This window comes from Mycobacterium sp. M23085 (genome assembly GCF_045343915.1).
Classification (GTDB): Bacteria; Actinomycetota; Actinomycetes; order Mycobacteriales; family Mycobacteriaceae; genus Mycobacterium.
Window position 1 is genome coordinate 2,067,262 of record NZ_CP174280.1, and the last position, 12,445, is coordinate 2,079,706.

General features: G+C 68.6%; 13 protein-coding genes and 1 pseudogene. 8 read left to right on the plus strand and 6 right to left on the minus strand.

From position 1 onward, the window contains the following. Positions 1–63 precede the first annotated feature (63 nt). Positions 64–774, plus strand: a complete 711-nt coding sequence (locus ACIUM1_RS09310) for a GntR family transcriptional regulator (protein ID WP_406816890.1) — start codon at positions 64–66, stop codon at positions 772–774. A gap of 67 nt (positions 775–841) precedes the next feature. Here ACIUM1_RS09310 and ACIUM1_RS09315 read toward each other — a convergent pair whose 3' ends face one another. The 3 genes from ACIUM1_RS09315 to ACIUM1_RS09325 are packed head-to-tail and all read right to left on the minus strand — an operon-like array spanning position 842 to position 3,611. Beyond that, positions 842–1,930, minus strand: coding sequence for an adenosine deaminase (locus tag ACIUM1_RS09315; RefSeq protein WP_406816891.1), 1,089 nt, complete (start codon positions 1,928–1,930; stop codon positions 842–844). Beyond that, positions 1,927–3,210 (minus strand): thymidine phosphorylase, encoded by a 1,284-nt coding sequence (locus tag ACIUM1_RS09320; protein ID WP_406816892.1) that lies wholly within the window; start codon positions 3,208–3,210, stop codon positions 1,927–1,929. Before ACIUM1_RS09320 ends, ACIUM1_RS09315 begins: the two co-directional genes overlap by 4 nt. Beyond that, a complete protein-coding gene (locus ACIUM1_RS09325; RefSeq protein WP_406816893.1) occupies positions 3,210–3,611 on the minus strand; it encodes a cytidine deaminase in 402 nt (133 codons plus the stop codon). The genes ACIUM1_RS09320 and ACIUM1_RS09325 overlap by 1 nt, the downstream gene beginning before the upstream one ends. 259 nt (positions 3,612–3,870) lie before the next feature. Between ACIUM1_RS09325 and sdhC the strand changes: the two genes are divergently transcribed. The 4 genes from sdhC to ACIUM1_RS09345 are packed head-to-tail and all read left to right on the plus strand — an operon-like array spanning position 3,871 to position 7,246. Further along, positions 3,871–4,209 carry a succinate dehydrogenase, cytochrome b556 subunit gene (gene sdhC / locus ACIUM1_RS09330; protein WP_406817611.1) on the plus strand — a complete coding sequence of 113 codons (339 nt, stop codon included), beginning with the start codon at positions 3,871–3,873 and terminating at the stop codon, positions 4,207–4,209. Next, positions 4,206–4,676: a succinate dehydrogenase hydrophobic membrane anchor subunit gene (locus ACIUM1_RS09335; protein WP_406816894.1), complete on the plus strand. Its 471-nt coding sequence runs from the start codon at positions 4,206–4,208 to the stop codon at positions 4,674–4,676. The genes sdhC and ACIUM1_RS09335 overlap by 4 nt, the downstream gene beginning before the upstream one ends. Before the next feature lie 3 nt (positions 4,677–4,679). Continuing rightward, the gene (gene sdhA, locus ACIUM1_RS09340; protein ID WP_406816895.1) at positions 4,680–6,434 is read left to right on the plus strand and encodes a succinate dehydrogenase flavoprotein subunit; all 1,755 of its coding nucleotides are present in this window, start codon (positions 4,680–4,682) and stop codon (positions 6,432–6,434) included. Then, positions 6,434–7,246, plus strand: a complete 813-nt coding sequence (locus ACIUM1_RS09345) for a succinate dehydrogenase iron-sulfur subunit (RefSeq protein WP_406816896.1) — start codon at positions 6,434–6,436, stop codon at positions 7,244–7,246. Before sdhA ends, ACIUM1_RS09345 begins: the two co-directional genes overlap by 1 nt. Here ACIUM1_RS09345 and ACIUM1_RS09350 read toward each other — a convergent pair. Next, complete coding sequence (locus ACIUM1_RS09350; protein WP_406816897.1) at positions 7,243–7,608, minus strand: hypothetical protein; 366 nt, start codon at positions 7,606–7,608, stop codon at positions 7,243–7,245. The genes ACIUM1_RS09345 and ACIUM1_RS09350 overlap by 4 nt on opposite strands. Positions 7,609–7,751: 143 nt before the next feature. Between ACIUM1_RS09350 and ACIUM1_RS09355 the strand changes: the two are divergent. Continuing rightward, positions 7,752–8,372 (plus strand): annotated as a pseudogene (locus tag ACIUM1_RS09355) (carboxymuconolactone decarboxylase family protein); the annotation flags it as partial. A gap of 4 nt (positions 8,373–8,376) precedes the next feature. Here the strand turns inward: ACIUM1_RS09355 and ACIUM1_RS09360 are convergent. Then, positions 8,377–9,288 (minus strand): sigma-70 family RNA polymerase sigma factor, encoded by a 912-nt coding sequence (locus tag ACIUM1_RS09360; protein WP_406816898.1) that lies wholly within the window; start codon positions 9,286–9,288, stop codon positions 8,377–8,379. A gap of 94 nt (positions 9,289–9,382) precedes the next feature. Between ACIUM1_RS09360 and ACIUM1_RS09365 the strand changes: the two genes are divergently transcribed. After that, positions 9,383–10,714 (plus strand): aspartate aminotransferase family protein, encoded by a 1,332-nt coding sequence (locus ACIUM1_RS09365; RefSeq protein ID WP_406816899.1) that lies wholly within the window; start codon positions 9,383–9,385, stop codon positions 10,712–10,714. On the opposite strand, the gene ACIUM1_RS09370 is transcribed toward ACIUM1_RS09365, so the two are convergent. Then, positions 10,711–10,935, minus strand: a complete 225-nt coding sequence (locus ACIUM1_RS09370) for a hypothetical protein (RefSeq protein WP_406817612.1) — start codon at positions 10,933–10,935, stop codon at positions 10,711–10,713. The two genes, ACIUM1_RS09365 and ACIUM1_RS09370, sit on opposite strands and share 4 nt — an antisense overlap. A 339-nt stretch (positions 10,936–11,274) precedes the next feature. On the opposite strand from ACIUM1_RS09370, the gene ACIUM1_RS09375 reads away from it, so the two are divergent. Beyond that, positions 11,275–12,444 (plus strand): D-alanyl-D-alanine carboxypeptidase family protein, encoded by a 1,170-nt coding sequence (locus ACIUM1_RS09375; RefSeq protein ID WP_406817613.1) that lies wholly within the window; start codon positions 11,275–11,277, stop codon positions 12,442–12,444. The last annotated feature ends 1 nt before the right edge of the window (position 12,445 follow it).

Genomic DNA, 12,445 nt, shown 5'->3' on the forward strand with positions numbered 1-12,445 from the left:
GACGCGCCGGTGTAGCGTCATGACAGCTGTGAGATACGACTTAGCTACCAGAAAAGGGCGCACGTGGCAGCGAAGGATCCCCGTCCCGGCACCGCCAAGGACCGCGCGCTGGACTACGTCAAGACTCAGGTCCTCACCGGGGAATTCCCCGGCGGCGAACTGATCAGCGAGGGCGACGTCGCCGCCGCACTGGGGATGTCGCGCACCCCCGTGCGCGAGGCGTTCCTGCGACTGGAGGCCGAGGGGCTGTTGCGGCTGTATCCCCAGCGCGGCGCCCTGGTGGTTCCGGTCTCCCCCGACGAGGTGCAAGCGGTCATGGAGGCTCGGCGGGTGCTGGAGCAGTTCGCCGCCGGCAAGGTGATCGGGCGCGGTGCGGCGGTGTGCGCCGCGGTCTTCGAACGGCAGTCGGGTGAACTGCGGCGCCAGCGCGAGGCCGCTGCGGCGGCCGACTGGCGGGAATTCCTGGAATCCGACCGCGCCTTCCACGCCATCACCCTGGAAGAGTCGGGCAATGCCATCCTGTCGAATTTCTACTCGACGCTGCGCGACCGCCAGATGCGGATGATCGGGGAATCGGCGCTGCGCGAACCGGACCGGGTGGCCACGATCATGACCGAGCACCTGGACATCGCGGAAGCCTTGCGCGACGGCGACTTACCGCGCGCACTGCAGGCGGTGCAGACCCATCTGGCCAGCACGGTGCGCGCCATGGGCCTGTCGGTCCAACCGGACCCGTTATGGGCTACCGGATTTGGTGCTCGTAGCGCAGACTGATCGGTAACCTCGGGAGAAAGCCGTGCCGGGTCCGGGGATGCCCGGCCACATCTAGCGACCGGCTGGTTCAACCGATCAGCACCGCATAGCGGGGCTTGATCACGTCGTCGATGATCGCCAGCCGCTCGTCGAACGGGATGAACGCTGACTTCATCGCGTTGATGGTGAAGCGCTCGAGGTCACTCCACCCATAGCCGAAAGCCTCGACCAGCCGGTGCATTTCACGGCTCATGAAGGTGTCACTCATCAGCCGGTTATCGGTGTTGACGGTCACCCGGAAGCGGGCGCGGGCCAGCAGATCGAACGGGTGCTCGGCGATGCTCGCGACCGCACCGGTCTGCACGTTGGAACTGGGACACAATTCCAGCGGAATTCGCTTGTCCCGCAAGATGGCTGCCTGTTGCCCCAGCCGGACCGTCCCGTCGGCCAGTACCTCGATGTCGTCGACGATCCGCACCCCATGACCCAGCCGGTCCGCGCCGCAAAAGGCGATCGCCTCATGGATGGACGGCAGCCCGAACGCCTCACCGGCATGAATGGTGAAGCGGGCGTTGTGATCCCGCATGTACTCGAATGCATCCAGGTGCCGGGTCGGCGGATTGCCTGCCTCGGCGCCGGCGATGTCGAACCCGACAACTCCCTTGTCCCGGAAGCGGATTGCCAGCTCGGCGATCTCGCGGGACACCGCGGCGTGCCGCATCGCGGTGACCAACAGGCGCACCACGATCGGGCGGTTCGCGGCGGCGCAGGCCTTTTCGCCGTCGGCGAAGCCGGCCAGCACGGCGTCGACAATCGCATCGAAGGACAGCCCACGGTCGATGTGCAGCTCGGGGGCGAACCGGATCTCGGCATAGACCACCGAGTCCGCGGCCAGATCCTCCACGCACTCGTAGGCGACCCGATGCAGCGCCTCCGGTGTCTGCATGACCGCCACCGTGTGCGAGAACGGCTCCAGGTAGCGCTCCAGCGAGCCGCTGTGTGAACGGGTGCGAAACCACGTCGCCAGCTCGTCGACGTCGGTGGCGGGCAGCCCGTCGTAGCCGACCTGCCCGGCGATCTCCAGCACGGTCGACGGGCGCAGCCCGCCGTCGAGGTGATCGTGCAGCAGGGCCTTGGGAGCCTTCCTGATCTGCTCCAACCCCAGTGGTGTGGTCATGTGACGATCCGATCGATGATCAGCGGTCGGGAAGCCGGGGGTGTGGCATCGACGCTCCACCCCCCGTCCAGCTCGGTGAGCGCGGCCCCGAAGCGCTCCGGGGTGTCGGTGTAGAGGGTGAACAGCGGCTCACCGGCCGCGACCGGCTCGCCGGGGCGGCGATGGATGCGGATGCCCGCGCCCAATTGCACCCGTTCACCCGGACGGGACCTGCCCGCACCGAGTCGCCATGCCCCCAGCCCCACTGCCATCGCGTCGATATCGCCCATTGTGCCGCCCCGGGGGGCGGTCACGGTCTCGGCATGCCCACCGATGGGCAGCGGCGCCGATAAATCACCGCCCTGGGCCGCGACGAGCCGGCGGAAGCGGTCCATCGCGGTGCCGTCGCGCAGCGTGTCGGCGGGGTCGCGGTCATCGATCCCGGCCAGCTCGAGCATCTCTTCGGCCAGCCGCAGGGTCAGCTCGACGACGTCGGGCGGGCCGCCGCCGGCCAGCACCTCGAGCGCCTCGGCGACCTCGAGGGCGTTGCCGACGGTCGCGCCCAGCGGACGGTTCATGTCGGTCAGCAGCGCGTGGGTGGGCACCCCGTGCGCCGCACCGAGTTCGACCATGGTGTGCGCCAGTTCGCGGCACTGCCGCTCGGAGTCCAGCAGCGCCCCGGAACCGACTTTCACGTCCAGTACCAGCGCGCCGGCGCCCTCGGCCAGCTTCTTGCTCATCACCGAGCTGGCGATCAGCGGCAGCGACTCGACCGTGGCGGTGATGTCGCGCAGCGCGTACAGCTTGGCGTCGGCCGGGGCCAGGTCACCGGCGGCGAAGATGGCCGCGCCCACCTCGCGCAGCTGGTCACGCACCCGCCCGGGAGACAGTCCGGCGGTGAATCCGGCGATGGATTCCAGCTTGTCCAGGGTGCCGCCGGTGTGGCCGAGCCCGCGACCGGACGCCTGCGGCACCGCGGCCCCGCAGGCGGCGACGACGGGCACCAGGGGCAGGGTGATCTTGTCCCCCACCCCGCCGGTGGAGTGCTTGTCGACCGTCCGCAGGCCCAGCTCGCCGAAGTCCAGCAGCTCGCCCGATGCCAGCATCGCGGCCGTCCAGCGGGCGGTCTCGCCGCGGTCCATGCCGCGCAGCAGGATCGCCATCAGCAGCGCCGCCATCTGCTCTTCGGCCACCCGGCCGTCGGTGTAGGCGCCGACGACCCAGTCGATGGCGGCGTCGGACAGCCGGCCCCCGTCGCGCTTGGTCCGGATCACCGTGGGCGCGTCGAACGCGGGACACATCAGCGGCGCCCCGCGGCCAGGTCGTCGGGGCCGAAGGCGTCGGGCAGCAGGTCGCCGAGCCGGCGCGGGCCGCCCGGATGGTCGATCAGCAGCTCGGGCCCGCCATGTTCCAGCAGTACCTGGCGGCAGCGCCCGCACGGCATCAGCACCGCGCCCAGCCCGTCCACGCACGCCAGCGCCAGCAGCCGGCCGCCGCCGGTGGAATGCAGGGCGCATACCACGGCGCATTCGGCACAGAGACCAAGGCCATATGAGATGTTCTCCACATTGCACCCGGCGATCACCCGGCCGTCATCGACCAGCGCGGCCGCCCCGACCCGGAATCGGGAGTACGGTGCATAGGCGCCCGCGGACGCATCGATTGCCTTGTCCCGCAACGTTTCCCATTCGATCTCAGGCATAACGAAACCCCGCTCACCGATCGCCGATTCCGACAGTCACCCTAGCGGCAAAACGGCATTTCGCTTGGCGGACATTGGCCCAAGTCACACCGTGTCCGAGCTAAGCTCAAGTGCCCGAAGGGGCTGACGTTGAAGTCGGAAGAAGGCGGTGAGGACTGGGGTGACTACGCAACCGACAACCGCGAATCCGGCGGCACCGGTATCGGCTCCGTCGCGCAGGCGCAGGCCACCACGGACGCTGTACCGGGGCGACCCGGGCATGTGGTCGTGGGTGCTGCACCGGATCAGCGGCGCGACGATCTTCTTTTTCCTGTTCGTGCACGTCCTGGACGCGGCGATGCTGCGGGTGAGCCCGCAGACGTATAACGCGGTGATCCACGACTATCAGATGCCCATCGTCGGCCTGATGGAATACGGCCTGGTCGCAGCGGTCCTCTTCCACGGCCTGAACGGGATCCGGGTGATCCTGATCGACTTCTGGTCCGAAGGCCCGCGCTACCAGCGGCTGATGTTCTGGATCGTCGGCATCGTGTTCCTGCTGCTGATGGTCCCGGCCGGCGTGGTGACCGTCATCCACATGATGGAGCACTTCCGATGAGCAGCCCCGACCTTCAGCTGGGCCGCGGCGAGATCGCCCCGGTCCGGCAGCGCAGCCACGACCGCCCCGCCAGCCTGGACAACCCCCGCTCGCCGCGGCGGCGGGCCGGCATCCCCAACTTCGAGAAGTTCGCCTGGCTGTTCATGCGGTTCTCCGGGATCGCGCTGTTCGTCCTGGCGATCGGCCACCTGTTCATCATGCTGATGTGGGATAACGGCGTTTACCGCATCGACTTCAACTACGTGGCGCAGCGCTGGGCGTCGCCGTTCTGGCAGTTCTGGGACCTGGCGCTGCTGTGGCTGGCGCAACTGCACGGCGGCAACGGGCTGCGCACCATCATCGACGACTACAGCCGCAAGGACAGCACCCGGTTCTGGCTGAACAGCCTGCTGCTGTTGTCCATGGGGTTCACCCTGGTGCTCGGCACCTACGTGCTGCTGACATTCGACTCGAACATCGGAGGCTGATCGATGATCCAGCAACACCGGTACGACGTCGTGATCGTCGGCGCGGGTGGTGCCGGCATGCGGGCCGCGGTGGAAGCGGGCCCGCGGGTGCGCACCGCGGTGCTGACCAAGCTCTACCCGACGCGCAGCCACACCGGAGCCGCCCAGGGCGGGATGTGCGCGGCGCTGGCCAACGTCGAAGAGGACAACTGGGAATGGCACACCTTCGACACCGTCAAGGGCGGGGACTACCTCGCCGACCAGGACGCCGTGGAGATCATGTGCAAGGAAGCCATCGACGCGGTCCTCGACCTGGAAAAGATGGGGATGCCGTTCAACCGCACCCCCGAGGGCCGCATCGACCAGCGCCGCTTCGGCGGGCACACCCGCGACCACGGCAAGGCGCCGGTGCGCCGGGCCTGCTACGCGGCCGACCGGACCGGCCACATGATCCTGCAGACGCTGTACCAGAACTGCGTCCGGCACGACGTGCAGTTCTTCAACGAGTTCTATGCGCTGGACCTGGTGCTCACCCAGACCCCGAGTGGGCCGGTGGCCACCGGCGTGGTCGCCTACGAGCTGGCCACCGGTGACATCCACGTCTTCCACGCCAAGGCGGTGGTGCTGGCCACCGGCGGTTCGGGCCGGATGTACAAGACCACCTCCAACGCGCACACGCTGACCGGGGACGGCATCGGCATCGTGTTCCGCAAGGGACTTCCGTTGGAGGACATGGAGTTTCACCAGTTCCACCCGACCGGCCTGGCCGGCCTGGGCATCCTGATCTCCGAGGCGGTGCGCGGTGAGGGCGGCCGGCTGCTCAACGGCGAGGGCGAACGCTTCATGGAGCGCTACGCCCCGACGATCGTCGACCTGGCGCCGCGCGACATCGTCGCCCGCTCCATGGTTTTGGAGGTGCTGGAGGGCCGCGGCGCCGGCCCGCACAAGGACTACGTGTACATCGACGTCCGCCACCTCGGCGAGGACGTGCTGGAGGCCAAGCTGCCCGACATCACCGAGTTCGCCCGCACCTATCTGGGGGTGGACCCGGTGCACGAGCTGGTGCCGGTCTACCCGACGTGTCACTACGTGATGGGCGGCATCCCCACCACCGTCACCGGGCAAGTGTTGCGGGACAACACTTCCACGGTCCCGGGGCTGTACGCGGCCGGCGAGTGCGCGTGCGTGTCGGTGCACGGGGCCAACCGGTTGGGCACCAACTCGCTGCTCGACATCAACGTGTTCGGCCGCCGGGCCGGCATCGCCGCGGCCAATTACGCACGGGGACACGACTTCGTGGACATGCCGCCGGAGCCCGCGGCGATGGTGATCGGCTGGGTCGGCGATATCCTGAGCGAGCACGGCAACGAGCGCGTCGCCGACATCCGCAACGCGTTGCAGCAGACGATGGACAACAACGCCGCGGTGTTCCGCACCGAGGAGACGCTCAAACAGGCCCTCACCGACATCCACGCGCTCAAGGAGCGGTACGCCCGAATCAGCGTGCACGACAAGGGGAAACGATTCAACAGCGATCTGCTGGAGGCCATCGAGCTCGGCTTCCTGCTAGAGCTCGCCGAGGTCACCGTGGTCGGCGCGCTGAATCGCAAGGAGTCTCGCGGCGGCCACGCCCGCGAGGACTACCCCAACCGCGACGACGTCAACTTCATGCGCCACACCATGGCATACAAGCAGGGCACCGACCTGCTCAGCGACATCGCGTTGGACTTCAAGCCCGTGGTGCAGACGCGGTATGAACCCAAGGAACGGAAGTACTGATGGCCGACAGCGCCGGAACCGAAGAGGCAACCGAGGTCGACACCAGCCTGGAGCCGCCGCTGCCGGCGATCCCCGACGGTGCGGTGATGGTGACCGTCAAGATCGCCCGGTTCAACCCCGACCAACCCGATGCCTACGCGGAAACCGGTGGCTGGCAAAGCTTTCGGGTGCCGTGCCTGCCCAGCGACCGGATGCTCAACCTGCTGATCTACATCAAGAGCTACCTGGACGGGACGCTGACCTTCCGGCGCTCGTGTGCGCACGGGGTGTGCGGCTCGGACGCGATGCGGATCAACGGTGTCAACCGGCTGGCGTGCAAGGTGCTGATGCGCGACCTGCTGCCCAAGAAGCCGGGCAAGGCGCTCACCATTACTGTCGAGCCGATCCGTGGGCTGCCGGTGGAAAAGGACCTGGTGGTCGACATGGAGCCCTTCTTCGACGCCTACCGGGCGGTGAAGCCGTATTTGATCACGACCGGCAACCCGCCTACCCGCGAACGCATTCAGAGCCCGATCGACCGCGCCCGTTACGACGACACCACCAAGTGCATCCTGTGCGCGGCGTGCACCACCAGCTGCCCGATCTTCTGGCACGAGGGCAGCTATTACGGCCCGGCGGCGATCGTCAACGCGCACCGGTTCATCTTCGACAGCCGCGACGAAGCCGCCGCCGAGCGCCTGGACATCCTCAACGAGGTGGACGGTGTGTGGCGCTGCCGCACCACCTTCAACTGCACCGAGGCCTGTCCGCGCGGCATCCAGGTCACCAAGGCGATCCAGGAGGTCAAGCGCGCGATCATGTTCTCGCGCTAGGTGTTTCGCGGCGGCGTGTCGTCAGGCCCGACCCGGTCATCGTCGCGGTCGGCCGCCGCCGGTCTCGTGGCGCCGCCTGCGCCTTCCGTCTCACTCACCGCACTCTGTCGGCGCCCGTCGTATGGCGGGATTGCGCTTCCGGTGTCTTGTGGAGGCAATTCACCCGTACCGCCGTAGGTGTCCGACGCGGTCGGATCGCTCATCGGCGGATTCGCGTCCTCGTCCACAGTGCCGACCGGCCGGTCGGCGCGGCCTTCCTCGGGAGTATCCGTGCCGGTGTCGCGCGCACCGCTACCCAGCTTGGGATCGGCGAAATGTTCCAGTCTCGGATCGTCCGACTGTTGATCTTTTTGAGAGGTCATAACCTGTCTCCTCACCCTCTCGGTTACCTTGGCGCGCCGGCTGGCGCGGCGAAGGTGAGGACATGGGTACCCGGACGCTGCACGGGGAAACACCTGATCAGAGCGGGCTGGCGGACGGCCCGTCACGCAATGCGGGCCTGTCTCGTCTGACCGGTATGACACAGAAAACCCGCATCGAGCCCGTGGCACCCAAGCGCGCCGGATTGCTGACCCGGACCATGTACCGGATCGCCAGGCGGCGCTACGGCCAAGTTCCCGAACCCTTCACCGTCGCCGCGCATCATCGCGGGCTGATGATCGCAGGCGCCCTGCACGAGACCATGCTGGACCGGGCGTCGAAGACGCTGCCGGTCAGCGTGCGTGAGCTGGCGGTGTTCTGGACCGCTCGCACGGTCGGCTGCTCGTGGTGCGTCGACTTCGGGTCCATGCTGCAGCGCCTCGACGGTCTGGACATCGCACGCCTGAAGGAGATCGACAACTACGCCACCGGGGCGGCATTCAGCGACGACGAACGCGCCGCCATCGCCTACGCCGACGCGATGACCACCGATCCGCACACCGTCACCGACGAGCAGGTCGCCGATCTGCGAAACCGCTTCGGCGACGCCGGGGTGATCGAGCTGACCTACCAGATCGGGGTGGAGAACATGCGCGCGCGGATGAACACCGCGCTGGGCATCACCGAGCAGGGCTTCAATTCCGGTGACGCGTGCCGGGTTCCCTGGGCGACCGAGCGCGAGGGCAACACCGCGGCACAGCGCTAAGCGGTCAGCTTCGCAGCGGGGAGCCGGTGAACTTGTCGGGGTTGGCGACATCCCATAGGGCGCAGACCTTTCCGTCGCGCACGGTCGCCGCCATGATCCGCGGCATCAGCTCGCGATAACCATCGCCGCCGGGGCAGCCGGGTGTGTAACCGCCCAGCTCGCCGTTGACCAGCCCCAGCTGATACGAGGTGAACATCGCCGGGCCGTAACGGCGGGCGAGGCCGAAGAAGAATCGGGCCACCTTGTCCGCGCCGTGGATGACGTTGATGGCGGTGGGCGCCTTGCCGTTCGCGTCGCCGGTCAGGATCACGTCGGGGTGCAGCAGCGCCACCACCGCGTCCAGATCGCCGGATGCCATGGCGGCCAGCAACTTTCCGACCACCTCGTTGTGCGATGGATCGGGTTTGGGCGCAGGCTGGGCGGCGACGGCCTTGCGGGCCCGGGAGGCCAGTTGCCGGGCGGCGGCCTCGCTGGTCCCCAGCACCTGCGCCACCTCCGCGAACGGCACGGCGAACCCGTCGTGCAGCACGAAGGCGACGCGCTGATCCGGTGACAACCGCTCCAGCACCACCATCGCCGCGAACCGCGCGTCCTCGCCGGCCACCACCGCGGACAGCGGATCGGCCCCGTCGAAGCCGGTGACCACCGGCTCGGGCAGCCAATTGCCGGTGTAGGTCTCGCGCCGATGCGCGGCCGAGCGCAACCTGTCCAGGCCCAGCCTGCTCACCACCGTGGTCAGCCAGGCCCGCAGGTCGATGATCTCCGTTCCGCTCCCGGGGTCTTGCCGGTGCCAGCGCAGCCAGGCCTCCTGGACGATGTCCTCGGCATCGGCCACCGTGCCGGTGAGCCGGTAGGCGACCGACATGAGATGGGGCCGTAGCGACTCGAACTCGCTGACCTGCTGCGCCGAGGCCATGCCGAGAAGCCTAGCGCGGCGACGCCGAGCGCCGAACGGCGCGAGGAAGGAGCCGCGCCATCGAGCCGAGCCTGGGCGTTAGGCTCCACACGACATGACAGATCACCTTTGGCTGCACTTCGCCCGGCACGGCCCGGACATCACGCCGCCGATCATCACCCGCGGCGAGGGCGTCACCATCTTCGACGACCGCGGCAAGAGCTATCTCGACGGCCTGTCCGGACTGTTCACCGTGCAGGTCGGCCACGGCCGCCTCGAACTCGCCGAGGTCGCCGCGCGGCAGGCCGGCACGCTGGCGTTCTTCCCGCTGTGGGGATATGCGACTCCCCCGGCGATCGAGCTCGCCGAACGCCTTGCCGGCTACACCCCGGGCGACCTGAACCGGGTGTTCTTCACCACCGGCGGCACGGAGGCCGTCGAGACGGCGTGGAAACTGGCCAAGCAATACTTCAAGCTCACCGGCAAACCCGGTAAGCACAAGGTCATTTCGCGCGCGGTCGCCTACCACGGCACCACCCAGGGCGCCCTGGCGATCACCGGGCTACCCCGCTTCAAGGCGCCGTTCGAGCCCGTGACGCCCGGCGGCTTCCGGGTGCCCAACACCAACTTCTACCGGGCGCCCGAGCCGTTCGAAACCGACCCGAAAGCCTTCGGGCGGTGGGCCGCCGACCGAATCGCCGAGGCCATCGAGTTCGAGGGCCCGGATACCGTGGCGGCGGTGTTCCTGGAGCCGGTGCAGAACGCGGGTGGCAGCATCCCGCCTCCCCCAGGCTATTTCGAACGGGTGCGCCAGATCTGCGACGAATACGACGTGTTGCTGGTCTCCGACGAGGTGATCTGCGCGTTCGGCCGGATCGGGTCGATGTTCGCCTGCGACGACTTCGGTTACGTGCCCGACATGATCACCTGCGCCAAGGGCATGACGTCGGGTTACTCACCGATCGGCGCGATGATCGCCAGCGAGCGGCTGTTCGAGCCGTTCAACGACGGCGCGACCATGTTCCCGCACGGCTATACCTTTGGCGGACACCCGGTTTCGGCCGCCGTCGCGCTGGCCAACCTGGACATCTTCGAGCGCGAGGGCCTCAACGACCACGTCAGAGCCCACGCGCCAGCGCTGCGCGGCACCCTGGACAAGCTCTACGACCTGCCCATCGTCGGCGACGTGCGCGGCGAGGGTTTCTTCTACGGCGTGGAACTGGTCAAGGACCAGGCCACCAGGCAGACCTTCAGCGACGACGAACGCCGCCCGCTGCTCGCCCGCGTCGGGGCGGCGCTGTTCGAGGCCGGGCTGTATTGCCGCACCGACGACCGTGGCGACTCCGTCATCCAGCTCGCGCCGCCGCTGATCTGCGGCCAGACCGAATTCGACACCATCGAAGCCGTGCTGCGCGAGGTGCTGACGCGCGAGTCGGAACGGCTCTAGCCGGCGGGCGTCCGCCGGACCGCGTCGGCGGCCATCATCACCTCGCGGGCGTGGGTGCCGGTCGGGTTGTGGCCGAACCGCGTCACGGCATTGCACAGCCAGGCCAGCGCCGACCGCAGCTCGGCGTCCGATGCGACGTCACGGTGCAGCTTCAGCTCGGCCAGCACCCGGTCGAGCCCGGAACGCCGCACCTGCGTTGCCTTCTCGACCTGTCGGAGCAGATCGTCGAGCGCTCGCGGGCCGGCACCGGGCGCGCCGCCTGCGCCGCCACGATTCCGCCAGGCGGACCAAAACCGATCGGGTGAAATGGCAAACCCTCCGAATCCGGTGGGTTGGGTGGCTTTCGGGCTGACCGCCTGCCCAGCGTATCGCGGCCCCGTCGATATCGCTCAGTAACTTCCGTACCACCAGTCACAGCGCGGCTCCCCGGATTCGGGCCGCCGATCGCTTACTGTGCACAGACGATGACCCTGTTACGTTCCGCATCCTGCCTGGCAGCGGCGCTTTTCCTGATGGCCGCGCCGGTCACGTTGGCGGCACCCGCGACATTGCCGTTGGGGATGCCGCCGGCGAAGGCCGAACCCGGCGCCGAACCCAATGCCGCGCCCCCGGACTGCCCGTACAGGGTGAACACCCCGAAGGCCGTGGATTCGTCGGAGGCCCCCACCGCCGGCGACCCGCCGATCCCACTGGCGGTGCCGGCCAAGCCGGTGGGCGGTGACGCGCTGGGCAGCTGCGGCATCGTCGCCTCGCCGAACACGCCGCCGCTACCGAACGACGTCTCGGCCGACGCCTGGCTGGTGGCGGACCTGGACAGCGGCGCGATCATCGCGGCCAAGGACCCACACGGGCGGCACCGCCCGGCCAGCATCATCAAGGTGCTGGTCGCGATGGCCTCCATCAACGCGCTCAACCTGAACAAGTCGGTGCCCGGGACCGCCGACGACGCCGCCGCCGAGGGCACCAAGGTCGGCGTCGAGGAGGGTGGCGTCTTCACCGTCAACCAGCTGCTGCACGGGCTGCTGATGCACTCCGGCAACGACGCCGCCCACGCGCTGTCCATGCAGCTGGGCGGGATGCAGCAGGCGCTGGAGAAGATCAACGTGCTGGCCGCCAAGCTGGGCGGCCAGGACACCCGGGTGGCATCCCCGTCGGGGCTGGACGCGCCCGGCATGAGCACCTCGGCCTACGACATCGGGCTGTTCTACCGCTATGCGTGGCAGAACCCGACGTTCGCCGACATCGTCGCGACGCGCACCTTCGACTTCCCCGGCCACGGCGACCACCCGGGCTATGAGCTGGAGAACGACAACCAGCTGCTCTACAAGTACCCCGGCGCCCTGGGCGGCAAGACCGGGTACACCGACGACGCGGGGCAGACGTTCGTGGGCGCGGCCAATCACGACGGCCGGCGGCTGGTGGCGGTGCTGCTGCACGGCACGCGGGTGCCGATCGCGCCGTGGGAACAAGCCGCGCACCTGCTGGACTACGGCTTCTCCACCCCGCAGGGCACCCAGGTCGGCTCGCTGATCGCGCCCGACCCGTCGCTGGCGCCGGCCAAGCACGATGCCGCCGCGGACCCGCTGGCGAACAACGCCGCGGCCGGGGGCATCATGCCGTCCGCGGACGCCATGCCGATCCGGGTGGGTGTGGCGGTGATCGGCACCATCGTGGTGTTCGCGCTGATCATGATGGCCCGCTCGATGAACCGCCGACCCCTGCACCGCTGAG

What these genes read in the sequence shown, in the direction of transcription:
- ACIUM1_RS09320 (WP_406816892.1), bottom strand. Translation starts at nt 3,210, where the DNA reads ATGTGTCCCGCGTTCGACGCGCCCACGGTGATCCGGACCAAGCGCGAC.
- ACIUM1_RS09345 (WP_406816896.1), top strand. Translation starts at nt 6,434, where the DNA reads ATGGCCGACAGCGCCGGAACCGAAGAGGCAACCGAGGTCGACACCAGC.
- sdhA (WP_406816895.1), top strand. Translation starts at nt 4,680, where the DNA reads ATGATCCAGCAACACCGGTACGACGTCGTGATCGTCGGCGCGGGTGGT.
- ACIUM1_RS09350 (WP_406816897.1), bottom strand. Translation starts at nt 7,608, where the DNA reads ATGACCTCTCAAAAAGATCAACAGTCGGACGATCCGAGACTGGAACAT.
- ACIUM1_RS09365 (WP_406816899.1), top strand. Translation starts at nt 9,383, where the DNA reads ATGACAGATCACCTTTGGCTGCACTTCGCCCGGCACGGCCCGGACATC.
- ACIUM1_RS09375 (WP_406817613.1), top strand. Translation starts at nt 11,275, where the DNA reads ATGCCGCCGGCGAAGGCCGAACCCGGCGCCGAACCCAATGCCGCGCCC.
- ACIUM1_RS09325 (WP_406816893.1), bottom strand. Translation starts at nt 3,611, where the DNA reads ATGCCTGAGATCGAATGGGAAACGTTGCGGGACAAGGCAATCGATGCG.
- ACIUM1_RS09360 (WP_406816898.1), bottom strand. Translation starts at nt 9,288, where the DNA reads ATGGCCTCGGCGCAGCAGGTCAGCGAGTTCGAGTCGCTACGGCCCCAT.
- sdhC (WP_406817611.1), top strand. Translation starts at nt 3,871, where the DNA reads ATGTGGTCGTGGGTGCTGCACCGGATCAGCGGCGCGACGATCTTCTTT.
- ACIUM1_RS09315 (WP_406816891.1), bottom strand. Translation starts at nt 1,930, where the DNA reads ATGACCACACCACTGGGGTTGGAGCAGATCAGGAAGGCTCCCAAGGCC.
- ACIUM1_RS09335 (WP_406816894.1), top strand. Translation starts at nt 4,206, where the DNA reads ATGAGCAGCCCCGACCTTCAGCTGGGCCGCGGCGAGATCGCCCCGGTC.